Source organism: Achromobacter sp. UMC46, assembly GCF_014170335.1.
GTDB lineage: Bacteria > Pseudomonadota > Gammaproteobacteria > Burkholderiales > Burkholderiaceae_B > Achromobacter.
On record NZ_LZZS01000004.1, the window covers coordinates 906,322 to 928,177 of the forward strand.

A 21,856-nucleotide genomic window follows, 5' to 3' on the forward strand; every position below is an offset into this window, starting at 1 on the left:
GCAAACCCATGTCTGACACGCCCAAGACTCCCGCGCCCGCTGGCGCCATCGCTGGCATCGGCATGGACCTGTTGCGCATCGACCGCATCGAGCGCGCGCTGCAACGCCACGGCGACCGCTTTGCGGAGAAGATCCTGGGCGTGCAAGAATTGCAGAAGTTCCATGCGCGCCGCGCCCGGGATCCGGTCCGCGGCGTTCGCTTCCTGGCGACGCGCTTTGCCGCCAAGGAAGCGTTCTCGAAAGCGATCGGCCTGGGCATGCGCATGCCCATGACGTGGCGCCGCGTCCAGACCCTGAATGCCCCGGGCGGACGTCCGGTGCTGGTGATCGCGCCCGAGCTGCTGGATTGGTACAACCAGCGCTTCGGCGCGGCGCACGTCTCGATTACCGACGAATCCGACATGGCCGCCGCTTACGTGGTGGTCGAACGCAAGCCCTGAGCCCCCGTGCCCCGAACCGGCCTCCGGTTGACGGAGCCCGCCCGGCACGGGCTTCTCCTGACTTAAATACAAGGACAGCCTCATGGCCAAGAAAAAATCCAAGGCGGTCCTGCCCCCCGGCCCCGTGATGGTCGATGTGGCGGGATTCGCGCTGACCAAGGAAGAGAAGGTCCGCCTGCGTCATCCGCTGGTGGGCGGCGTGATCCTCTTCGCCCGCAATTTCGAAAGCCGCAAGCAGCTGACCAAGCTGACGCGCCAGATCCACAAGGCCCGCAAGGAGCCGCTGCTGATCCTGGTGGATCACGAAGGCGGCCGCGTGCAGCGCTTCCGCGAGGACGGTTTCACCGCCTTGCCGGCCATGCATGCGCTGGGCGAACTCTGGGACCGCGACCCGTTGCAGGCCATGCGCCTGGCGACCGAAGCCGGCTACGTACTGGCCGCCGAGCTGCGCGCCTGCGGCGTGGACATGAGCTTCACGCCCGTGCTGGACCTGGATTACGGCGTGAGCAAGGTGATCGGCAACCGCGCTTTCCACGCGGATCCCCGCGTTGTCGCCATGCTCTCGCGCGCGCTGATCCAGGGGCTGGCCCTGGCCGGCATGTCGGCCTGCGGCAAACACTTCCCGGGCCATGGATTCGTGGGGGCGGATTCGCACCACGAGATCCCTGTGGATCCGCGCGGGCTGGACGAGATCCTCAAGGACGACGCCGCCCCGTACGCCTGGCTGGGCGACGCGGTGCTGCCGTCGGTGATGCCTGCCCACGTGATCTACCCCAAGGTCGACAAGCACCCGGCCGGCTTCTCCAAGCGCTGGGTGCAGGACATCCTGCGCAAGCGCCTGGGCTATGACGGCGTGGTGTTCTCGGACGACCTGACGATGGAAGGCGCGTCGGTGGCCGGCGACATCCTGGACCGTGCCAACGCCGCCCTGCGCGCCGGCTGCGACATGGTGCTGGTGTGCAACCGGCCGGACCTGGCCGACGAACTGCTGTCGCGCCTGAAGTTCGACCATGCGCCCGAATCGGTCGAACGCATTCGCCGCCTGATGCCGCGTTTCGATGCGCCCGACTGGGATACCTTGCAAGCGGAAAGCCGTTATCAGAATGCCCGACGACTTCAATCTAAAATCGTTCCTGGCTGACCTGCCGCATCTTCCTGGTGTCTACCGGCACCTGGATGCAGCGGGCGAAGTCATGTATGTCGGCAAGGCGCGCGACCTGAAGAAGCGCGTCTCGTCGTATTTCCAGAAGAACCTCGCCAGCCCCCGCATCGCCCAGATGGTGTCGAAGGTGGCACGGCTTGAGGTCACGGTCACGCGCTCGGAAGCCGAAGCGCTGATCCTGGAAAACAACCTCATCAAGAGCCTGAAGCCGCGCTACAACATCCTGTTCCGCGACGACAAGTCTTATCCCTACCTGCTGATCACGGGCCATGACTGGCCGCGCATCGCCTACTACCGCGGCGCGACGAACAAGCGGGGCCAGTATTTCGGGCCGTTCCCCAACGCCTGGGCCGTGCGCGAGACCATCCAGATCCTGCAAAAGGTCTTCCGCCTGCGCACCTGTGAGGACACCGTCTTCGCCAACCGCTCGCGGCCCTGTCTGCTGCATCAGATCGGGCGCTGCTCGGCCCCATGCGTGGGCGCCATCGAGGCCTCGGAATACGAACGCGACGTGCAGCGCGCCGTGCGCTTCCTGAACGGCGAAGCCAAGGACGTGATGGGCGAGATCGAGGCCCGCATGCAGCAGGCGGCGGGCGAACTGCGCTTCGAGGAAGCCGCGGCGCTGCGCGACCAGATGGGGTCGCTGGCGCGCGTGCTGCACCAGCAGACCATGGAGAACACCAGCGGCGAAGACACCGACATCATCGCGGTGGCCGTGGCGGGCGGCAAAGTCTGCGTCAACCTGGCGATGGTGCGCGGCGGCCGCCACCTGGGCGACAAGCCGTTCTTTCCGTCGCATGCCGAAGGCGAAGCTGCGCCCCAGGTGCTGGAGGCGTTCATCGCCCAGCACTACACCGACAACGCCATGCCGCCCGTGCTGGTCTGTTCGCACGCCTTGCCCGACCCGGACCTGATCGGCCTGCTGGTCGAACAGGCGGGCGGGCGGCCGTCCCGGATGCTGACGCGTCCGCAGGGCGCGCGCCGGTCGTGGCTGGAGCAGGCGCTGAAAAACGCCGAGATGGCGCTGGCCCGCGCTTTGACCGAATCCGGCGCCCGCGCGGGCCGCACGCTGGCGCTGGCCGAAGCGCTGGACCTGGATACCGACGAAGCCGCGCTGGACGCCTTGCGTATCGAATGCTTCGACATCAGCCATACCGCCGGCGAAGCCACCCAGGCGTCCTGCGTGGTGTTCGAACATCACGACATGCAGCCGTCGCTGTATCGCCGTTACAACATTGCCGGCATCACCCCGGGCGACGATTACGCGGCGATGCGCCAGGTGCTGACGCGCCGTTTCGCCAAGGTGGCCGACGGCGACGCGCCGATGCCCGGCCTGGTGCTGATCGACGGCGGCAAGGGCCAGGTGGAAGTCGCCCGCAAGGTGTTCGTGGAACTGGGCCTGGATATCCAGACGCTGGTGGGCGTGGCCAAGGGGGAAGGGCGCAAGGTCGGCCTGGAAACCCTGGTGTTCGCCGACGAACGGCCTCCGGTCGCCCTGGGGGGCGAGTCGGCCGCGCTGATGCTGATCGCCCAGGTGCGCGACGAGGCGCACCGTTTCGCCATTACCGGCATGCGCGCGCGGCGCGCCAAGACGCGCAACGTGTCTCGGCTGGAAGAGATCGAAGGCGTGGGCGCCCGGCGGCGCCAGCGGCTGCTGGCCCGGTTCGGCGGGTTTTCGGGGGTGGCGTCCGCCAGCATCGAAGACCTGGCGTCGGTGGACGGCATTTCCCAGGATCTGGCCGAACGCATCTATGAGGCCTTGCGTGGATAGCCGCCGGGGTTCATCCCGAGTTTTTCCCGGGAATGGCCCGAGGATGGCCAGGGGCGGCCAGCGGGCGGCCGCCGGGCCGCGCCGATACAGCCAGCGTCATCCGGCTGATGTAGCATACGGACACTATGCCAATTAACGTTCCCATTATCCTGACATGGCTGCGCATCGCCATGATTCCGCTGGTGGTCGGGCTGTTCTACCTGCCCGAAAGCTGGATATCGGTCCCCGCCCGCGACACGTTCGCCGCGTGGGCGTTCATCATTGCGGCGCTGACCGACTGGTTCGACGGCTGGCTGGCCCGCCGCTGGAACCAGACCTCGGCTTTCGGCGCGTTCCTGGACCCCGTTGCCGACAAGCTGATGGTTTGCGCCGCGCTGATCGTCCTGCTGGACTTGAGCCGCGTCGACGCGTTCATTTCGCTGATCATCATCGGCCGTGAAATCACCATTTCGGCGTTGCGCGAATGGATGGCCAAGATCGGCGCCAGCGCCAGCGTGGCCGTGCACCGCCTGGGCAAGTTCAAGACGGCGGCCCAGATGGTGGCCATTCCCTGCCTGCTGTACAACCAGCCCGTCTACGGCGTCAGCACCAAGCTGCTGGGCGACGTGCTGATCATTGTCGCGGCGGTGCTGACGGTCTGGTCGATGCTGTATTACCTGCAGCGCGCCTGGCCCGCCATCCGCGAGAAGGCGCTGTAAGGCGCTTCGCACGACGTAGATTCCCAACCGGCGGCCCGGCTCGCGCAAGGCGGCCGCCGTGATAGCAGAAGAGCGATGGCCGGCATGATCCGGCCCGGCTTTGCCGCCGCATTCGCCGAGAACACGACGCCCGGGCCGCCCGGACGTCGCCGGAGACAATCCGCGCACCGTTCCCCGGCGCGCGCCACTTGCCGCTGCCGCGGCCTTTTGCAATGAACACCGCTGCGAATACCTTGCCTTCGGACGCCGACATCCGTCGGCGCGATTGGAAGACCATCCTGCTGATCGGCGTCGCGCACGCCGCCTCGCACTTTTTCCAACTGGTGCTGCCCCTGCTCAACGTCTCGCTCGCCAACGCGTTCGGCCTGGACTTCGCCCGGGTCGGCGCGCTGGTGGCGACTTTCTACGTGGTGTCCGGTATCGGCCAGGCATCGTCCGGTTTCATCGTCGATCGCATCGGGGCGCGGCCCGTGCTCTGGTTCGGACTGACGTGCTTCGTCCTGTCCGGCCTGCTGATCGGCTCGGCCAACGGCTACACCATGCTGATGGCGGCGGCGGTCGTGGGCGGCATCGGCAATTCCGTCTTCCACCCGGCGGACTACTCCATCATCAACCACCGCATCACGGCATCCCGCCTGGGCCACGCGTTTTCCGCGCACGGGCTGACGGGCAACCTGGGCTGGGCCTTGACGCCCGTCTTCATGACCACGATCACCTTGTTGGCCGACTGGCGCGTGGCGGCGTACAGCGCCGCTGGCCTGGTGGCGGCCGTGCTGCTGTTGACGGTGCTGGGCCGGGACCTGCTTGGCGGCCCCACGGGCCTGGAAACGGACGTTCAAGGCGACACGAAGGCGCCGAAGCCGGCGGCCAGGCCGCAGGAAAGCGTGCTGACCACGCTGGCGACGCTGCTGTCCAAGCCGGCGCTGTGGGGCGCGTTCCTGTTCTTCGCCTGCACGTCGGTGGCGCTGTCTTCGGTGCAGAACTACACGATTCCGTTGCTGGACCAGTTGTACGGCCTGTCCGAAGTGCTGGCCAGTTCGGCGCTGTCGGGCTACATGGTGGCATCCGCCGTGGGCATGGCCGCCGGCGGCTTCCTGGTGTCGGCCAACCCGCGCACCGAGCGTACGGTCATGGTGGCGCTGATGCTGGCCGGCCTGACGCTGGTGGTGCTGGCGCTGGGTCTGGTGCCTGCCGCGCTGGCGGCGCCCGTAGTGGGCCTGGCCGGTTTCTGCTCGGGCGTGGCCGCGCCGTCCCGCGACATGCTGATCCGCCGCGTGACGCCGAAGGGTTCGACCGGCTCGGTCTACGGCCTGGTGTATTCCGGCATGGACGTGGGCTCGGCGCTGGGGCCCTTGGCCTTCGGCCTGTTGCTGGATGCGGGGCTGAGCCAAGGCCCGTGGGTGGGCGCCGGCGTGGCGTTCGCCGTGGCGGCGTTGCTGGCGCAATGGATCGCGGTGCAGGCGCGCCGCGCGGATCCGGCCATCGCGGGCGGGGTGGCTGCCCGTTCCTGATCCGGAAAACCGGACAGAAAAAAGGCGCAGCCGGGACGATCCCGGATGCGCCTTTTTTCATTTGCGCGCGGTCAGCCGTGCGCCTCGATGTGCGCGGCGATGGCGCGTCCGATGTCTTCGGTGCGGGCGCTGCCGCCCAGGTCCGGCGTGCGGGGGCCGTCCTTCAGGCAGTGCTCGATCGCCGCCAGGATGGCGTCGTGCGCGTCCTGGCTACCCAGGAACTGCAGCATCAGCGCGCCCGACCAGATCATGGCGATCGGGTTGGCGATGCCTTGGCCGTAAATGTCCGGCGCCGAACCGTGTACGGGTTCGAACAGCGACGGGAACTTGCGTTCCGGGTTCAGGTTGGCGGATGGCGCGATGCCGATCGTGCCCGTGCACGCGGGGCCCAGGTCCGACAGGATGTCGCCGAACAGGTTGGACGCCACCACCACGTCGAAACGCTGTGGCTGCAGCACGAAGCGCGCCGCCAGGATATCGATGTGCTGCTTGTCGGTCTTGACGTCCGGGTACTGCTTGCCCATCGCGTCGGCGCGTTCGTCCCACCACGGCATGCTGATGGCGATGCCATTGCTTTTGGTGGCCACGGTGAGCTGCTTGCGTTCACGGCGGTTGGCCAATTCGAAGGCGTAGCGCATGACGCGGTCGGTGCCGTGGCGCGTGAACACCGATTCCTGGATGACGATTTCGCGTTCGGTGTCGGCGAACAGGCGGCCGCCCAGGTTGGTGTATTCGCCTTCGGTGTTCTCGCGCACGATGAAGAAGTCGATGTCGCCCGCGCGGCGGCCAGCCAGCGGGCAGGGCACGCCGTCGAACAGGCGCACATGGCGCAGATTGATGTACTGGTCGAATTCGCGCCGGAATTTCAACAGCGAACCCCACAGCGAAATGTGGTCCGGCACGGTCGCGGGCCAGCCCACGGCGCCAAAGAAGATGGCGTCATAGCCTTGCAGTTGGGCCTTCCAGTCGGCCGGCATCATCTCGCCGTGTTCGGCGTAGTACTCGCAATTCGCCCAGGGGAACGTGTCGATCTGGAGCGCCAGGCCGAAGCGCTTGGCGGCGGCGTCGACGGCGCGCAGGCCTTCGGGCATGACTTCATTGCCGATGCCGTCTCCGGCGATGGCTGCGATTTTGAAGACTTGGGTCATGGATATCGGGGGAACAGGGTTGAAAACGGAACGGGCCATCGTAGGCGGAGGTGGCGGCGATCTACAATGGAGCATGTCGTGAAATGACTATGCACATATCGTGAATAATGATCTGCTTCCCGCCGACCTCCGGGTTTTCAACGCCGTGGCGCGCGCCTCCAGCTTTTCCAAGGCCGCGGAAGACCTGGGCATGTCGCCCGCCTATGTCACCAAGCGCATCCGGCTGATGGAGGAAAGCCTGGGCATCAAGCTGTTCCACCGCACCACGCGCCGCGTGGTCATCAGCGAGGCGGGCGAACGTGTCTATCACTGGGCGCAGCGGGTGCTGGACGACATGGACCATCTGGTCGAAGAAGTCAGCGTCGCCCGGCGCGAACCGCGCGGCCTGCTGCGGGTATGCAGCAGCTTCGGCTTCGGCCGGCGCGTGGTGGCGCCAGCGCTGTCGGCGTTCGTCGGGCAGCATCCCGCCATGCAAGTGCGCTTCGACGTGGCCGACCGCCTGATCGACGTAGCGGCGGAAGGCTATGACCTGGATGTGCGGGTCGGCGACGATATCGCCCCGCATGTGATCGCGCGCAAGATCGCGACCAACCACCGCGTGCTGTGCGCGGCGCCTGCCTATCTGGCGCAGCGCGGCGTGCCGCGCACGCTGGACGACTTGCCGGCGCACGACTGCCTGGCCATCAAAGAGCGCGACCATCCCTTCGGCGTGTGGCGCGTGCATCGCGGAAGCCGCGCGCATACCGTGAAAGTGCGCGGGCCCCTGTCCGCCAACAACGGCGAGATGGTGGTGCAGTGGGCCGTGGACGGACGCGGCATCATATTGCGCTCGATGTGGGACGTGGGGCCGCTGATCGCCCAGGGCAAGCTCGTGCAGGTGCTGGCGCAGTACCGCCAGGAAGCGAACGTGTGGGCCGTGTACCCGACGCGCCTGAACGCGTCGGCCAAGGTGCGGGTGTGCGTCGACTTCCTGGAAGCCCATCTGCGCAGCCACGCGCCGCTCGACTGACCGCCATCCTCAAACTGATCCGCCTGTTGCGGCAAATCAAACCGGCAACGGGTCCATCACCGGTCCACCGTGCGGATTGACGCGCCGCAACGTCGTGGCGGATGGCTCCCGATGTAATAACCATAAATTAGTGGTGGTTATTCAACAGGAGAAAGCACATGAGAAAGCAGAGCGCGTTGCTGGCGGCGGGCGTCGTCCTCGGGCTGTGGGCGGGCCACGCGATGGGGAACTCCAGGCAGGAACCGATCCAGCCCATTGAAGCGGCGGTGGTCAAGGACCCGGCCAAGGTGGAGTTGGGCAAGAAGCTGTTCTTCGATCCGCGCCTGTCGCGCTCGGGCGCCATTTCCTGTAATTCGTGCCACAACCTGGGCATGGGCGGGTCCGACAACCTGAAGGCGTCCATCGGCCACAAGTGGCAGCAGGGGTCGATCAATTCGCCCACGGTGCTGAATTCCAGCCTCAACATTGCGCAATTCTGGGATGGCCGTGCGAAGGACCTGCGCGAGCAGGCGGGCGGCCCCATCGCCAATCCGATGGAGATGGCGTCTTCGCATGAGCTGGCCGTGCAGGTGCTGAATTCCATCCCGGGCTACCGGGCGGAGTTCAAGCAGGTATTCGGCAAGGACGGCATCACGATCGACGAGGTGACCGGCGCGCTGGCCGCCTTCGAGGAAACGCTGGTGACGCCGAATTCGCGTTTCGACCAATGGCTCAAAGGCGATGACCGCGCCTTGACGGTCAAGGAACTGGCGGGCTACACGCTATTCAAGAACAGCGGCTGCGTCGCGTGCCACAACGGCGTGGCCGTGGGTGGCAACTCGTTCCAGAAGATGGGGCTGGTCGAACCCTACAAGACCGACAACACGGCCGAGGGCCGGGCCGGGGTGACGGGCAAGGACGCCGACCGCTTCAACTTCAAGGTGCCGACGCTGCGCAACGTGGCGCTGACCTATCCGTACTTCCATGACGGCGAGGCCGCTACCCTGACGCGGGCCGTGGATGTGATGGGCCGCTTGCAGCTGGGCCGCAAGTTCACGCCGGAAGAGAACGCCGACATCGTCGCGTTCCTGAAGACGCTGACGGGCGACCAGCCCGCGATCCAGTACCCGGTGCTGCCGCCGTCTGAAGACGACACGCCCCGGCCCGAGCCCTTTTTGAAGTAGGCCGGGCAGGGCAAGGCGCGCCTACTGGCGGACGGTGCGAACGTCCGCCGGTGGCGCGGACTCGCAATTGCTGCGCCACGGGTTGATGTCCAGCCCGCCGCGCCGCGTGTAGCGCGCGTAGACCGTCAGTTGCTCGGGCGCGCAGGCCTGCATGATGTCGCTGAAGATGCGTTCCACGCAGTGCTCATGGAATTCCGCGTGCTGGCGGAACGACACGACATAGCGCAGCAACGATTCGCGGTCGATGGGCGCGCCCCGGTAGCGGATCTGCACGCTGGCCCAATCCGGCTGGCCGGTGACCGGGCAGTTCGACTTCAGCAGGCGCGAGGCCAGCGTCTCTTCGACGATGTCGCCGGGGCGGGTGCGCAGCACCTCGGGCGCGGGTTCGTAGGTATCGATCTCGATATCCAGCTTGTCGATATAGATGCCGTCCATTTCGTCCATGCGCAATTCGGAAAAGCGCTGCGGCAGGAAGAAGTCCAGGCCTACGGGGGCGCCGGCGGCGGCGCTCAGATCGCGTTCCAGGCGGCCCCGCAAGGCGGCCGAATTGACCAGGCGCGTCTGGTTGAACGAGTTCAGGTAGAGCTTGAACGACTTGGATTCGATGATGTTGGGGCTGTCGGCCGGTACCGAGAAGGTGGCCATGGCCACGCGCGGCTTGCCCTTGGCGTCCAGCCACGAGAGCTCATACGCGTTCCATAAGTCCACGCCCGTGAAGGGCAGATTGCCGGCGGTAAGGTTCAGCGCCGCGCGGTTGTGCGAACGCGCGATGGGGAAAAGCAGCGAAGGGTCGTATTGCGAGGCGTAGGCCACGCTCTGGCCCAGCGGGCCGTGAGACAAGGTCATGGCGAAATCATGAAATCAGCGGGAATGGAGGCATTGTAGGCGGTCCGAAAATGCTCGTTTTTTCATATTGTGAAATGTAAGTCTCGTCATGTGAAAGTCCCTGCTGCTCTGCAACGAGCACCCATTTCACAGACGACAATATCGTTCCATAATGCGAAATGAAACTTATAAGTTGATGATTTAAAAGAAGAACATTTTTCATCTTCTATAAGACATAAGCCTGCATTGCTCCGCAGCAGAGGCATAGACTTTGTCCAACGATTCACGCAATGCAAGACGTGAATCTTTTGAAGTCTTCCCATCACTGACCAGGAGCATCACCATGACCACTCGCGAAACCGAAATCCGCAATTTGCAGAAGGACTGGGCCGAGAACGCCCGCTGGCAGGGCATCAAGCGCGACTACAGCGCCGAGGATGTCATCCGCCTGCGCGGCTCGATCAGCGTGCAGCACACGCTGGCCCAGCGCGGCGCCACCCGTCTGTGGGAGCAACTGCATAGCGAGCCTTTCGTGAATTCGCTGGGCGCCCTGACCGGCAACCAGGCCATGCAGCAGGTCAAAGCCGGCCTGAAGGCGATCTACCTGTCGGGCTGGCAAGTCGCGGGCGACGCCAATCTGGCCGGCGAAATGTATCCCGACCAGTCGCTGTACCCCGCCAACTCGGTGCCGCAAGTGGTGCGCCGCATCAACAATTCGCTGGCCCGTTGCGACCAGATCCAGTGGATGGAAGGCAAGAACCCGGGCGACGATGGCTACATCGACTATTTCGCGCCCATCGTGGCGGATGCCGAGGCCGGTTTCGGCGGGGTGCTGAACGCCTTTGAACTGATGAAGGCCATGATCGACGCCGGCGCGTCGGGCGTGCACTTCGAAGACCAGTTGGCGTCGGTGAAGAAGTGCGGCCACATGGGCGGCAAGGTGCTGGTGCCCACCCGCGAGGCCGTGGCCAAGCTGGTGTCGGCCCGCCTGGCGGCCGATACGATGGGCACGCCCACGCTGCTGCTGGCCCGTACCGACGCCGATGCGGCGGACCTGGTGACCAGCGACGTCGACGACAACGACCGCCCGTTCATCACCGGCGAACGCACGGTCGAAGGCTTCTTCCGCACCAAGGCCGGCATCGACCAGGCGATCTCCCGCGGTCTGGCCTATGCGCCGTACGCCGACTTGATCTGGTGCGAAACGTCCACGCCCAACCTGGAATACGCCCGCAAGTTCGCGGACGCCATCCATCGCCAATTCCCGGGCAAGCTGCTGGCGTACAACTGCTCGCCGTCGTTCAACTGGAAGAAGAACCTGGATGACGGCACGATCGCCAAGTTCCAGCGCGAGCTGGGCGCCATGGGCTACAAGTTCCAGTTCATCACGCTGGCCGGTTTCCACTCGCTGAACTACGGCATGTTCGAGCTGGCCCACGGCTACGCCCGCCGCCAGATGAGCGCGTTCGTGGAACTGCAGCAGAAGGAATTTGCCGCCGCCGAAATGGGCTTTACCGCCGTGAAGCACCAGCGCGAAGTGGGCACCGGCTACTTCGACGCCGTCACGCAGACGATCGAAGGCGGCCAGTCCTCGACCACCGCGCTGACCGGCTCGACGGAAGAGGCCCAGTTCGAACACGGCAAGACGCAGAAGGTGGCCTGATCGCCTGAATCAAGTTCTGAAGGTTTGAAGTTGAAGTTGCAGTTGCAGGTGCTGTTGTAGGGTGGATTCAGGGTGCCTTCGGGCACCCTTTTTTTTGCAGGCGACGGCTTGGGCGCCTACAGGTCGAAGAACACGGAATAGACCAGGCGTTCCTCTACGATTCGTCGTTGGCGCACCGCGCCGCCGCGCCGTTCGGCAACGGCGTTGTCGGTGTAGTAGCGTTCGTATTCGCGCAGCGCGATCCGCGCGGGTTTGCCGCCCGGATCGGGGATTGCGGCGTTGGCGGACCAGATGACGGGGTCAAGCAAGTCTCTCAGGGTCGGGCCCTGCAACACGGGCGGGAAACGGATGGCCGGTCCGTTGGCGACGGGGGCGGCGCTGCTGGTGCTGCTGCCGCCGGGATCGAGCAATCCCGACGCCAGCACGGGGCCGTCGCTCCATGCCAGGTCGCTGTCGATCGCCGGGTCGCGGGTCTGCAGCACGAGCTCGATTCGGTTGCGGCCGGTTTCCACGGGCTGACCCGGCACCGGGTGGAAGGAAATGTCCAGGAACTCCGATTCCATCGGGAACTGCATCGGGCCATGCGCCGGCACCACGCCGCGCAGCGTGAAGGCCAGCTTGCCGCGTTGCCGTTCAAACATCGCGCGCCGGCGCGGCAACACCTGCGCGAACTCGGCCAGCACCACGCGGGAGAGTTTGGCCGAGTCAATGGCGTTGGGTTGATAGCGCGCCAATGCCAGCCGCACGAACGGCATGTAGCTGCGGCCGGGATCCAGTTCAATGTCGCAGTACCAGCGCCCGCGCGCGTCATCCCAGTGCACCCGGTGGCCCACCACACGCACCTTTTGGGTGGGGAATTCCTGCAGGAGCACGTCTTCGTCGATGATGCGCGCGGCAAAGTCCGTGACGCGCGTCCGATGGGCGGGGGGCGGGGCATCCCATAGCGGATCCATACCCCATTGGGTGACCAGGGGCGCGACCTCATCGGGAATGTCCGTGAAGTTCTGGCCGTCTCCGTAAATCACAACGCCCAGCAGCTCGCCGTCGCCCGACGAGAACCAGGGGCGGTCCAGCCATATGCGCAGCCCGTTGCCCAGGCGGGTGCTATCCAGCTTGCCGGCGCTGGCGCTTTGTTGCCAACGGAAAGTCGGCAGGACGTACATCAGGTTCGGCGCGTCGGGTGGCGCGCTGGCGAGCACGATGGTGTTCAGCGCCGCGCCGCCCTGCGTCAGCACCGGAGCGCCCGGGTCCGTGTCGGCGCCAGTCAGGACCAAGGGGCCCTGGGCGACGGGGCCCAGCCGCGTGACCTTGTCCGTCTGGCCATACAGCTTGGGCGGCAGGTACTCGCGAAAGCGCGTCGTGGCGCGCAGGCGGTACTGGATCAGCCGGTATCGGGTATCGCCGAATTCATGGCGGTTGCCGGGCGCGCGTTGCTTGCCCGGACCTTGCCGCTGCTCGTCCACCGCATTGCTCAGGCTAAAGAGATTGGGATAGTTCTCGGCCAACGGAATCTCGGCCAGCACGCCATGTCCGTCCAGGCGCTCCGGGCGGGGTTTGGCGACGTCGTCCTGCCATTCGCGCCAATCGGCTTCGATTTCGATCTTGCCGGTGGTGGGCCCGTGCAGCCGCACGCGCGCTTGCAGGTCGGCGAAGGGCGCGCCCGGCTCGCGTTGCAGTTCGCCCGGCAACAGCAGCACGGGCTCGCATACGGGCTGTTGCGTGGCGTGCACCAGGACCAACGGGCGGTACGGGGTAAGCATCCAGCAGTTGCCCAGCATCGCCGCCATTTGCAGCGCCTTGCGGTTGGCGTCGCCGGTGACCCAGTCGGACAGGCCGAAGGTATTGAGCACCCCATGATGAACAAAGCTGGAATAGCGCAGCCGCGCAATCCTGCCCTTGGGCAGGAAGAAGGTGAGGACGCGTTTGTCCTTGTCCCATTTTGGCGCGCCGTCGTCCGGATACGTTTCCGCACAGGGGGGATCCGTCAGGGTGGCGGCGCGCTCCGCCAATGCGATGCGCAGCCCCACGGTGTCGGGCCATTGGCCGCCGTAGGTCACGAGCAGCACCAATTCTCCGGAAGGCGCGGCCAGCACCACGACGCCGTCGCCCAGCACCATGGGGCCCGTGACGCCGGGTAACGCGTGGCCGGCTTGCGCGCGCAGCGAAACCCCCCACGCCGCGACGTCCGGCAGGTAGGGCGTGCGCACCTGGGCTTCCCGATGAATCACGTACTGGCCGGCCGCCAACCGCTCGCCCGTGGGGTCGGCCGGGCTTGGCTGCTGTGGCGGCACCGCGTCTGTCGTGGCCACGCCGGCAAGCGCTTGCGGCGTCACCAGTTCGACGTCGGCGCCGGGCAGCTTGTCGAACAGCGTACCCGTGTCGCGTGCGGAGATCTCGTAGGCTTTCTTGATGCCGTCCGCGTCGCCGAACATGGCGTCGAACAACCCGTGCGTTTCGCATTGCGATTGCGATGATTTTGGCGGCACCACGTGGCGTTCGTCCACGGCGCTGTAGGCGAAGTCCGTGGAGCCGGCCGACGCGTCCACAAAGTCGGGGCTGGACAGATAGGTCTGGGGGTCTTGGCCGCCATTGCTGCGGATCACCATGCGTTCCAGCGATTCCCCTTCGCTTGTGCGCGTGCGGTGCGACAACGCTGGCGGGTCGACAGGTTCGAATCGCCAGTAGGTCACGGGCTGGGTGACGTTGCCGTCCTTCTCCAGGGAGGGATCGTCGAACGCCAGGCTGTTGCCGGCCAGGTCGACCAGCCGCGCGCGCAAGCGGTAGGGCATGCCATAGCGCAGGCGGGGCAGGCTGCCCTTGACGGCGCTGAATGCCACGGCCAGGCCGTTGCCGTTGACGCTGACGGTGTCCGACACGGATTCCGGATGTTCGCCTTGCACGCCGCTGGCGGCGTCGGTCTGATCCCGCAAGGTGCGTCCCGGGCGCGGCGCTGCCAGGCTCCAGCCGGTCCAGCGGAACAGCGATTCGTGCAGATAATGGTCGTCGGATTCTGCGCCGCCGCCGGTGGCGGATGCGCCTTTGACGTAGCCCTCGTCGTCCGCCAACGCCAGGTCCGGGCCGCCATCGGTGCAGCGGTAGGCGCCCTGGCGCCGGCAAAGCGATTGCCAGCGTTGCGGGTCGTCGGGCGGATAGGGCTGCACGTCCACGCGATAGCCGCGCAGCAGGTCTTCGGTGTACAGCACGATGCTGCCGGGCCCGCCGGCCAGCGCCGCGTTTTTCAAGGCCGCCGACGCCGCGTTCTGGGCGACCTCTCGCGCGCGGTCGCGCCGGGCCACGCCCAGGCCGGCGGAACGCAACGCCGCAACAGGTTGCTTGTCACCGGTCGTGTAGGTCACCTCGCCGTCCGCCCCGCGTTCCAGGCTGCGGCCGATCAGGTTCTGGGCGGTCAGCACGAAATTCACGGTTTTCAACGCTGCCCCGTCCGGATCGACCTGATAGACGTCGAACTGCGGATTCCTGGGTTCGCGCAGATTCCAACGGTCATCGGCCATCCGCAGCCTGAGCATGCCGCGTTCGTGATCCGGGCTGCGCGAACGGGCGGTGAACCGATCGGCGTCGCCCATCCACGCGGTCGCCGGAAACGTGTGTTCGCCCTCCGGCGCGTCGTCGCCGCGCAGCATCAACCAGAAAAGGCCTTGGGCGCCTTGTCCCGCGGCCAGGCTCTGATCCAGCGGCGAACCCGCCGGCAGGACGCAATCGATCACCAGGCCGAGTTGACGAAGCAAGGCGGGGTACTCTCCGTAGGAGGCCACGATGGCGTGAAAGTCCATGTCGGGCAGCCCGGGGGCGGGCGGCACGTCCTTGCCGTCGGGTCGCGATAATTCGCGCTGCTTGCCGGTGGGGGGATCACGCCGGTAGAAGCGGTTTGCCTGGAACAGGGTGTATTCCCCTTGATTGCGCCAGTTGCTCATCAGGCTCGCGTCCACGCCTTGGTGGTTCTGGTCCTGCCATTTGCCCGGCAAGGCGCGTAACGCGAAGGTCGGGCCGGCCTTGGCATGGCCGTCGGCGTCCGCGCCCGGGCCGGCCGTCTGGCCCGGGTAGACGCTGCGCTTGCCAAACACCAGGTCCCGCAACACGCGATCGATGCCCCCGCCGCGCTCATCGAAGAACCGGTCGAAGCCCGTGTTCTTGAAGTTCTCGCCGTCTTCCCGCTGCCGGTCCGGGGTGCCGCAGGCGGTCAGAAACGTCCGGAGCGCCGGATGGGCGTTGCGCCAGGGAAGCAGCGTGGGATGCGTGGTGGTGGATTCCACCGCCAGGCGGCCGTAGTGCTCGCGGATCAGGCCCAGCACGCCGGCCACGGAGTACGACAACAAATTGACCTGGCTCATGTCGCGGAATTCGAAACCGGCCACCGGCGTGGTCTTCGGCAGCAACCGAGCCCATAGCGCCGAATCCGCCTGGGGAAGCACCTGCAATTCAATTTTCTCAGCGCCGGTGTCCAGCACGAATCCGATGCCGCCCAACGTACCGGGCCAATCGGCCCATTGCGCGAATGCGCCCAATTGCTGTTCGGCGGCGGATTCGGGCGTCAACCGGGGCGACGCCACAATGGATACCCGCAGCTGCCCGGCAAAGTCGCCGTCAGGCACGCGCCCGTTCGGAATGACGGTCCACAGAATGGTCTGCTTGGCCATGGGAAGGTCCTCAGGCAAAGGCTTCGGCGTATTCACGCCAGGCGTAGCGGCTGGCATTGCCGATGAGCGCCAGTTCTTCGTCCAATGGCAGGTCGGGGTGCGGACCCATCAGGTCGCGGAATCCCGGGTCTCCATTGGCGCCGGCGAACTTGCGTTCGCAACTGATCTGGACGCTTTTCGAGAACATGAAAATCTCGATCTCGATGGTGAGGGTGGCGCGTCCGGCGCATTTGCCGCTTTCGAACTCGTAGCGAAGTTCCAGGTATAGCTCGATCGAAACGCTGACAAGGCCCAGCACGCTGACGTAGCCGCCCATGCGGAAGTAGCCCGCCAGCGAACAGGCGTTCTTCTCCATGCGGAAATAGATGCCCGCCATGACATGCACGCCGCCAGAAGCCACGCCCAGGTTCACGGAAACGCTGGCGCCGAATTCGAAGGCGGCCTCCATGATCTGAACGCCTTTGGGGTCCAGCGTGACGCCGAAGAAGCCTCCGCCGCCGAACAGGCATACCGACAGGTTGAAGGGCTGTTCGCGCGTGCAGAAGTTGAAGCGGACCGAGAGAGGCTGGCCGATGAACGGTACGGTGAAGCCCGCGCCCAGGCTCAGGTTGGACAGGTTGAAGACGCCGATGGCGATAGCCGGCAGGGCCACGCTGTAGCCCGCGTCGATCCCCTGCGGCGTGATGTCCAGGTGCGGCGGGTCGGAAAAGCCGTCCAGGGGGATCAGGTCGCGCAATGTCTCGACGAAGGAAAGCGGTCCGACGAATTTGATGTCGGTCAGCAGCACGTCGACATCCATCTTCGAGGCCGTGCCGATACGGAACTCGATCTTCTCGAAGTTCAATTCCATGAAACTGGCGGGGGCGATCAGCACCAGATCGAAACTCTTGAGCGAACACACGACCGAGAGCTTCGGCGCGCTTTGCCCGTTCTTGCGTACCTTGGCTTCGACCGCCACGCGAAACCCGTGGGGATCATTGGCGCGAAACAGCGCTGGCCCGCCGGGTTCCAACGACCAGTTCTTGATCTCCGGATTCCAGTCGAAACGCAGCGTCAATTCGTCGCCCGTCAGCATGGCCAGCAGTTCGGCGCTGGCCAGCACGGCATCGACCGCCGTCTTGACCGCCTGCAAGGCGGCGGACATCAACTGCCGTGGCGCGCCATCCAGCAGGGCCGCCCCCGCGACGGTGGCGGCCAGCGCTTGCGCCGCGGTGGAGATGGCCTGCAGGCGCGGTGCAAGCGTGGCGGCATCCGACAAGATCGCGCCCAATTGATCAGGGTCGCCCACGACGGCGTGCAGCGCATCGTAGAGGGTCTTGCCCTGCGTCAGCAGCGCGGGCAGCACGCCCAGCGCCGTGATGAGGCCTTGGGCGACATTCGCGGCCTGCAGCAGCGATTGGCGGTATCCCGAGGGCAATGCCGGGCCGCCCGTCGGCGGCTGCACGGCGGCGCGCAGCGCGTCGATCGCCGACTGTGCGGCGGCAAGCGCGGCAGGCAGGCCGGGCAGCGCCGGCGCGGCGTCGAATGATTGGTTTTCAAGCAGGGCAGCCTGCGCCGCCACCGCGTCCAGTGACGCCTCCAGTTCGTCCACGCGGGCGCGCGCATCCTGCACCAGGGTCGCGGCATAGGCTTGCGCTTGCGCCTGCAAATCCGCCAGGGTGCCGTCCAGCGCAGTCAGTGCGCCTTGGGCGATACGGCCGGGTTCCTGCGCCAGGCCCGCGACCATTCCGTACAACCTGCCGGCGTCGTTGACCAGGCTTTCCAACTGCGAACACGCTTCGGCGACGAAGCGCGGCACCTTGTCCGATTGGCCTGCCACATCGGTGACGGTGCTGATCACATCTCCCAGCGGGATGCAGCCGAAAAGCAAAGGCAAAGGCAGGCCGCCCGTGTTCGCGGAGAACGCTTGCGCGGCATTGAACGTGCCGCCGACAAACTCGTCCACGTTGCCGCTGACCGGTCCTGCCATCCGGGACAAGGCGCTGGGCCGCAGATTCGGCTGGACGAACCCTCCGGCCCGGTCGCCTTGCGCCGAGAAATCCAATGACGCGCCGCCTTCGAAGCCCGGCTCCGCATCGATATCGCCGAAGACCTGGCCGGCGTTGCCCGCATCGAAACCGTTAGCCAGGTAATAGGCGTTCCAGCTGAGCGTGCTGGTCTTGGCGCTTCCGGTCAATTTGGCCAGCGCCGCGATGCGCAACGCCGCGCGCCGGACATAGGGGTAGAAGACGGGGCCGTTCAGATTGTCGCTGTAGGCGCGCAATTGCGCGTTGCCGGGGTCGACCACGGCGTCGAACTCCAGCCAGTCGGCTTGCGCGGCCGTGTCGCCCGCCTTTTCGCTGGGCGCCAGCGTCACTTGCTGCTGGCGCATCGGCGCCTGGCGCTTTTCTTTCGGCGCTTCCCCCCAGGCCTTTTTCGCCCGGGCCGCAAAGGCCTCGGCCTGGTCGTACAACGGGTTCAGCCAACGTCCGGTTTGCGTGCGCGGGCTGGCGCGACCACCGTCCATGAAGATCATGGGCAAGTCGAACTGCAGGGTACGGCCGTCGATATCCGTGGCCGAACAGGCGAACCGGAAAGGCGCATTGTTCACATATGGCCAGAACAGGAACTGATTGTCGATGGCGCTGCCCGCCGAACCGGGCGAATCCAGGCTGGGCGTGACCGTGGTCAGGATGCGCACGCTGGTCAAGGGCATCTGCCGATGCAGGAAGACGGTGCGGCCTGCGGTCTGCGTGATGAAGTCCGGATGGGCGTACACGCGTTCGCGTTCGCGCACGATGATGAACAGTCGCTGGCGCAGGTAGGCCGGGCTGCCGGTTCGGTCATGATGGAACTTGCGTTCGCTGACCTTGATCAACGAGGCGCGATGTCCGAACGGATACAGCAGGCCCTTGTAGACCACGCGCACATAATGGTCGCGGCCCATCGCCCCGCGGTGCGTCCATTCTTCGACGGACAGGCCCGGGGCGTCCCAGTTGCCGCGCGAGTCCAGCCAGGCGCCCAGCGCCGAGAGCATCAGCAGGCGGGTGTCGATGGCTTGCGGCGTGTAGTCGGCAACCGAAAAATTCGACGAAAGGTGAGCGATCTGGAATCGGTCGAAATCGTCCATCGGCATCCGGAACGGAATGGTCCCCGGGCTGGGCAGGGACGTTTCCATGGGCACGGGGTAGGCCGCCTGCATGGGCTTTTGCGAGCCTTCCCCCGACAACGCCCAGACGGCGCGAACCGTGCGCGTCGCATCAGCGCGGGGCGGTTCGATGTCCGGATCAGGCGTCGGCGGGGCCAGCAAACGCGAATGCCATAGCTCGGTGTGACGCGTGTCGGGCGAGGTGGCGGGCGCTTTGGCATGGCGCCAGCGCTCTTGCGCGTAAGGGCTGAGGATCAGCCGCCAGGGCAGTTCGATCGCGGTTTGTTGTGGCCCGGGCAGGGCGGGCCGGGGCCCGCGCGGCGCGGGAATGGCGATACTGCCCGCGCGTATCGCGGCGTCTGCCGGCGCTGCAGCCGGCAGACGCACTGCCCGCAGTCCTGGGCTGCCGCTGGCCTGCCGCAGCAACAGCGACGCGGCGGCCGCGCCGGGTTGAATCGCCAGCCGCATGCTGCGCAAGGCGAAGCTGGCCAGGGCGGCGCGCTGTGCGGGCGCCAGTTTGGCGACGCGGTTGTTGAAGGGCCTGTCCAGCAGGTCGCGCAGGCTGAAGACCTGGCGGCGCGCGCCGGGCGAGGGCGCCCGTGCATTGGCGGGCACGGCAAGCGGCAACGACTCTATCGCGGCCAGCACGCCCTCCAGCGTATACGGCACGTCAAAGTCATCAGGTACCGTAAACGCCAGGCGGGATTCGCCTGCGATCCGCGCGCGCACCGGCGGCGGGGATGGCGTCTCCTCGCCCCCGCCCGCAGGCTCGGGCTTGTCCGGCGTGCCTGTGCGCGGCGGCGGTGGATTGGGGATGTCCGAGGCGGCCGTCGCGAAGAACGTTTCTTCGGCAATCGATTGGGGGGGGAAGTGCAGGATCAACGTGGCTGCGCCGCCGCCGCTCTTTTTCAGCCTTGGCGGCTGGCCGGGCGCCACGCTCAGGTTGCGCAGCTCTATCCGCAACGCCAGAAGATCGGCGGGCCGCAGCACGGGTTGGCCGGGACGCGTGCCGTCGAAGAAATTGCGATTGGGATCGGGGTTGAGGCTGGGGATGCCGGGAGGAATGCGGACGACGATGCCGCCCGTCACGGACGCACCGCGCGTTGCCGCCGGGCGCCGGGTTGCCGTGCCCGCCACGGAGGCGGGACGAGGCTTTCTGGTGGCCATGCCAGTTCTCCTGCAAATAAGGAACAACGGAATTCAATCCCTGCTTGTCCTGCTACCTGCGAATCGAACTGCATTAGTGGCGGAAATCTATCGCCCAGTCGCGTTAGTGGTCAAGATCGCGAGCGGCATGGTTTCCGCGTCGCCGACAGCGAGGGTGAGGGGGGCGGATAGCGGGCCAGGTGTTGAAAACCGTGCCCGGATGGGGGTTTTGGGTGGAACCGGCACTGCGTTCCCCCGCAAAGTTCAAGTGAACTCTCAACCCGAAGTCGCGGCATATCCGCTTAGGGATACCAACCGTCTGCCGCGTTGGCTTGGCGGCCGGGCCAGGACTTTTTTTGTTTGCATGCGTAACGGCCCGGCCCCGAAATCACGGCCGGCGCGGCAGGGCGCCGCGCGGCTTGCGCACGCCTCAGGCTGCGGCCGGTTCCGCGGCCAGCGATGCCATGTCGATCACGAAGCGGTACTTCACGTCGTTCTTCAACAGGCGTTCGTAGGCGTCGTTGACGGACTGGATCGGCACCATCTCCACGTCGCTGACAATGCCGTGTTCGGCGCAGAAATCCATCATCTCTTGCGTTTCTTCCATGCCGCCGATGGCCGATCCCGCCAACGTCTTGCGGCCCATGATCAGGTTTGCGCCCGGGATGGGGTCCAGCGGCGTCAGCGCGCCCACCAGCACCATGGTGCCGTTCAAGCCCAGCAGCGCCATGTACGGGTTCACGTCGTGGCTGACGGGCACCGTGTTCAGCAGGAAGTCGAACGTGCCGGCGTGCTTCGCCATCGCCTCGGGATCTCGCGAGACCAGGACGTCGTCGGCGCCCAGGCGCTTGGCGTCGCGCCCCTTGTCGGCCGATGTCGTGATCATCACGACATGCGCACCCAGCGCGCGGGCGAACTTCACGCCCATGTGGCCCAGGCCGCCCAGGCCGATAACGCCGACCTTCTGGCCTGGCCCGACCTTCCAGTGGCGCAGCGGGGAATAGGTGGTGATGCCGGCGCACAGCAGCGGCGCGACCGCCTTCAGATCAAGCGTGTCGGATACCTTCACGACAAAGTGCTGCTTCACGACGATGCGGTCGGAATAGCCGCCGAAAGTCAATTGGTCGCTGCCGCGCTCGCGGTCGTTGTAGGTCAGCGTGGCGCCTTCCTCGCAGTACTGCTCCAGGTTCAGGCGGCAGGCCTTGCAGTGCAGGCAGGAATCCACCATGCAGCCGACGCCCGCGTAGTCGCCGGCTTTGAATTTGGTGACGTTCTTGCCGACCTGGGCGACGCGGCCCACGATTTCGTGGCCCGGCACCATCGGGTAGACGGAATTGCCCCAATCGCCGCGAGCCTGGTGCAGGTCGGAATGGCAGATGCCGCTGTAGAGGATCTCGATCAGGACGTCGTCGTCGCCGGGTTCGCGCCGGGTGAAGCTGAACGGAACCAGCGGGGTGTCGGTGCTGTGGGCGGCATAGCCTCGGGCTTGGATCATGGGGGTCTCGTATGAATTCTATTGAGCAGGTGTTCACAATATT

13 protein-coding genes are annotated in these 21,856 nt (G+C 66.1%); 8 read left to right on the forward strand and 5 right to left on the reverse strand.

Annotation, left to right across the window (positions count from 1 at the left end; all coding sequences use genetic code 11):
* Nucleotides 1-8 precede the first annotated feature (8 nt).
* The 5 genes from acpS (at nt 9) to A9973_RS07145 (ending at nt 5,582) form a co-directional block, all read left to right on the forward strand.
* Nucleotides 9-440: a holo-ACP synthase gene (acpS, locus tag A9973_RS07125; protein WP_183013024.1), complete on the forward strand. Its 432-nt coding sequence runs from the start codon at nt 9-11 to the stop codon at nt 438-440.
* Between the two features lie 82 nt (nt 441-522).
* Nucleotides 523-1,581 carry a beta-N-acetylhexosaminidase gene (gene nagZ, locus A9973_RS07130; protein WP_183013025.1) on the forward strand — a complete coding sequence of 353 codons (1,059 nt, stop codon included), beginning with the start codon at nt 523-525 and terminating at the stop codon, nt 1,579-1,581.
* Nucleotides 1,544-3,373: an excinuclease ABC subunit UvrC gene (gene uvrC, locus A9973_RS07135; RefSeq protein ID WP_183013026.1), complete on the forward strand. Its 1,830-nt coding sequence runs from the start codon at nt 1,544-1,546 to the stop codon at nt 3,371-3,373. The genes nagZ and uvrC overlap by 38 nt, the downstream gene beginning before the upstream one ends.
* Before the next feature lie 125 nt (nt 3,374-3,498).
* Nucleotides 3,499-4,071, forward strand: coding sequence for a CDP-diacylglycerol--glycerol-3-phosphate 3-phosphatidyltransferase (gene pgsA / locus A9973_RS07140; protein WP_183013027.1), 573 nt, complete (start codon nt 3,499-3,501; stop codon nt 4,069-4,071).
* Between the two features lie 212 nt (nt 4,072-4,283).
* Nucleotides 4,284-5,582, forward strand: coding sequence for an MFS transporter (locus A9973_RS07145; RefSeq protein WP_183013028.1), 1,299 nt, complete (start codon nt 4,284-4,286; stop codon nt 5,580-5,582).
* Nucleotides 5,583-5,653: 71 nt separating this feature from the next.
* Here the strand turns inward: A9973_RS07145 and A9973_RS07150 are convergent, their stop codons facing one another.
* Nucleotides 5,654-6,730 (reverse strand): tartrate dehydrogenase, encoded by a 1,077-nt coding sequence (locus tag A9973_RS07150; RefSeq protein WP_183013029.1) that lies wholly within the window; start codon nt 6,728-6,730, stop codon nt 5,654-5,656.
* Nucleotides 6,731-6,830: 100 nt separating this feature from the next.
* Here A9973_RS07150 and A9973_RS07155 point away from each other — a divergent pair, with 100 nt between their 5' ends.
* Nucleotides 6,831-7,739 (forward strand): LysR substrate-binding domain-containing protein, encoded by a 909-nt coding sequence (locus A9973_RS07155; RefSeq protein WP_183013030.1) that lies wholly within the window; start codon nt 6,831-6,833, stop codon nt 7,737-7,739.
* A gap of 158 nt (nt 7,740-7,897) precedes the next feature.
* Nucleotides 7,898-8,902, forward strand: a complete 1,005-nt coding sequence (locus A9973_RS07160; protein WP_183013031.1) for a cytochrome-c peroxidase — start codon at nt 7,898-7,900, stop codon at nt 8,900-8,902.
* Nucleotides 8,903-8,923: 21 nt separating this feature from the next.
* On the opposite strand, the gene queF is transcribed toward A9973_RS07160, so the two are convergent.
* On the reverse strand, nt 8,924-9,748 hold the full coding sequence (gene queF, locus A9973_RS07165) for an NADPH-dependent 7-cyano-7-deazaguanine reductase QueF (RefSeq protein WP_183013032.1): 825 nt from the start codon (nt 9,746-9,748) through the stop codon (nt 8,924-8,926).
* A 322-nt stretch (nt 9,749-10,070) separates the two neighbouring features.
* On the opposite strand from queF, the gene aceA reads away from it, so the two are divergent.
* Nucleotides 10,071-11,390 carry an isocitrate lyase gene (aceA, locus tag A9973_RS07170; RefSeq protein ID WP_183013033.1) on the forward strand — a complete coding sequence of 440 codons (1,320 nt, stop codon included), beginning with the start codon at nt 10,071-10,073 and terminating at the stop codon, nt 11,388-11,390.
* Between the two features lie 116 nt (nt 11,391-11,506).
* On the opposite strand, the gene A9973_RS07175 is transcribed toward aceA, so the two are convergent.
* The 3 genes from A9973_RS07175 to A9973_RS07185 form a co-directional block, all read right to left on the reverse strand.
* Nucleotides 11,507-16,045, reverse strand: a complete 4,539-nt coding sequence (locus A9973_RS07175; protein ID WP_183013034.1) for a hypothetical protein — start codon at nt 16,043-16,045, stop codon at nt 11,507-11,509.
* Nucleotides 16,046-16,055: 10 nt separating this feature from the next.
* Entirely contained in the window at nt 16,056-20,339 is a 4,284-nt protein-coding gene (locus A9973_RS07180; RefSeq protein WP_220805366.1) for a hypothetical protein, read from the reverse strand.
* 409 nt (nt 20,340-20,748) lie between these two features.
* Nucleotides 20,749-21,813, reverse strand: coding sequence for an NAD(P)-dependent alcohol dehydrogenase (locus tag A9973_RS07185; RefSeq protein ID WP_183013035.1), 1,065 nt, complete (start codon nt 21,811-21,813; stop codon nt 20,749-20,751).
* Nucleotides 21,814-21,856 lie beyond the last annotated feature (43 nt).

Coding starts and splice junctions, on each gene's coding strand:
- A9973_RS07160 (WP_183013031.1), top strand. CDS start 7,898: ATGAGAAAGCAGAGCGCGTTGCTGGCGGCGGGCGTCGTCCTCGGGCTG.
- uvrC (WP_183013026.1), top strand. CDS start 1,544: ATGCCCGACGACTTCAATCTAAAATCGTTCCTGGCTGACCTGCCGCAT.
- A9973_RS07175 (WP_183013034.1), bottom strand. CDS start 16,045: ATGGCCAAGCAGACCATTCTGTGGACCGTCATTCCGAACGGGCGCGTG.
- A9973_RS07150 (WP_183013029.1), bottom strand. CDS start 6,730: ATGACCCAAGTCTTCAAAATCGCAGCCATCGCCGGAGACGGCATCGGC.
- nagZ (WP_183013025.1), top strand. CDS start 523: ATGGCCAAGAAAAAATCCAAGGCGGTCCTGCCCCCCGGCCCCGTGATG.
- A9973_RS07145 (WP_183013028.1), top strand. CDS start 4,284: ATGAACACCGCTGCGAATACCTTGCCTTCGGACGCCGACATCCGTCGG.
- queF (WP_183013032.1), bottom strand. CDS start 9,748: ATGACCTTGTCTCACGGCCCGCTGGGCCAGAGCGTGGCCTACGCCTCG.
- aceA (WP_183013033.1), top strand. CDS start 10,071: ATGACCACTCGCGAAACCGAAATCCGCAATTTGCAGAAGGACTGGGCC.
- A9973_RS07185 (WP_183013035.1), bottom strand. CDS start 21,813: ATGATCCAAGCCCGAGGCTATGCCGCCCACAGCACCGACACCCCGCTG.
- acpS (WP_183013024.1), top strand. CDS start 9: ATGTCTGACACGCCCAAGACTCCCGCGCCCGCTGGCGCCATCGCTGGC.
- pgsA (WP_183013027.1), top strand. CDS start 3,499: ATGCCAATTAACGTTCCCATTATCCTGACATGGCTGCGCATCGCCATG.
- A9973_RS07180 (WP_220805366.1), bottom strand. CDS start 20,339: ATGGCCACCAGAAAGCCTCGTCCCGCCTCCGTGGCGGGCACGGCAACC.